Origin of the sequence: Moorena sp. SIO4G3 (assembly GCF_010692305.1) — a bacterium.
Lineage (GTDB): Bacteria > Cyanobacteriota > Cyanobacteriia > Cyanobacteriales > Coleofasciculaceae > Moorena > Moorena producens_A.
The window spans coordinates 1-1,472 of the sequence record NZ_JAAHIG010000726.1 but is presented as its reverse complement, the minus strand read 5'-3'; the positions used below and the strand labels follow the sequence as shown (position 1 = coordinate 1,472).

At 49.3% G+C, this 1,472-nt stretch carries 2 protein-coding genes; both read left to right on the top strand.

Annotated features, from left to right (window positions below; all coding sequences use genetic code 11):
* Positions 1-276 (top strand): hypothetical protein (locus F6J99_RS44960; RefSeq protein WP_293123915.1); only part of this gene is annotated, 276 nt, incomplete at its 5' end.
* Positions 242-1,207 (top strand): threo-3-hydroxy-L-aspartate ammonia-lyase, encoded by a 966-nt coding sequence (locus tag F6J99_RS44955; protein WP_293123912.1) that lies wholly within the window; start codon positions 242-244, stop codon positions 1,205-1,207. The genes F6J99_RS44960 and F6J99_RS44955, both read left to right, overlap by 35 nt.
* Positions 1,208-1,472: the final 265 nt, after the last annotated feature.

Genomic DNA, 1,472 nt, shown 5'->3' with positions numbered 1-1,472 from the left:
TTTACTCGCCCATTGGAAAGCGCACCGGAAGGGACTTTTAGAAGCAAATTGACTCTTGTTCCCCCCAAAGTTGGGGGGCTAGGGGGGCAAAATTCAGTATCAAAAAACTTGGGAGATATCCTCTCAGGTACATTCAAGTTTCTTACCCCGACTCCCGACTCCCGACTCCCGACTCCCGAGTCCCAACTCCCGAGTCCCAACTCCCGACTCCCGATTCCCCGACTCCCGACTCCCTACTGCTATGGAACTGCAAGCATTACCTGTTACCTACACTGACATAGAAGCCGCCGCTAAACGTCTATCGGGCAATGTCCATCAAACCCCAGTCCATACCTCCAGGACTGTCAACCAGCTCACCAACGCTGAAGTCTTCTTTAAATGCGAAAACTTCCAACGTATTGGTGCCTTTAAGTTTCGAGGGGCTTATAACGCTCTGTCACAACTATCTGAAGAACAAAAACAGCGAGGGGTTCTCACCTTTTCTTCTGGTAATCATGGCCAAGCGATCGCATTATCGGGCACCCTCCTCGATATCCCCACCACTGTAGTTATGCCCAAAGATGCCCCAGCGGTCAAGCAAGCCGCTACCCGTGGCTACGGTGCTGACGTCATTTTATATGATCGGGCTGAATTGAGACGGGAAGCATTAGCCGAAGAGTTATCACGCGATCGCAAACTCACTATCATTCCTCCCTACGATCACCCCCATATCATTGCTGGACAAGGTACTACTGCCAAAGAACTCCTAGAACAAGTCGGTCCACTGGATCTGTTACTGGTGTGTTGTGGTGGTGGTGGCTTACTCTCAGGATGTGCGATCGCAACCAAAACCCTATATCCTAATTGCCGTGTGATTGGTGTAGAACCAGCACAGGCCGATGATGCCACCCGTTCCTTCCATAGCAAAATCCTCCAAACTGTTGACAATCCCAATACCATTGCTGACGGAGCCAGAACTCCCAGCCTCGGCAAACTTACCTTTCCCCTAGTCCTTAATTACGTTGATGACATGGTAACTGTATCGGAAGCTGCGATTATCCGTACCATGTTTTTCCTGTGGGAACGGCTCAAAATTGTAGTTGAACCCACTGGTGCCTTAGCCGCTGCTGCCCTACTTGAAGGGGTCATTAAAATGCCCAATGCTCGGATTGGTGTCATTATCAGCGGTGGCAATGTGGATTTGAAACAAATTGCTGAATTGACGTAAGCATATGCGCTACGCGCACGCTAAGCGAACAGCGGTCAGCGGTCAGCGGTCAGCGGTCAGTCCTTGAATGAAAGCTGATCACTGATAGCTGATATCTGATAGCTGATAGCTGATATCTGAATACTGATAGCTGAATGCTTACGTGGGAGCCAAAAACCGAAAGCCCCGCGTATTTATACCGGGGATGAAGGTTCGTAGCGGCTTTAGCCGCCGTGAAGAAATATTTTGATTATTTCCGAATTTTTACGCGAAGTCTTGTAGAATA

Excerpts from the sequence above, each read along its gene's own strand:
- F6J99_RS44955 (WP_293123912.1), top strand. The coding sequence starts at position 242 with ATGGAACTGCAAGCATTACCTGTTACCTACACTGACATAGAAGCCGCC.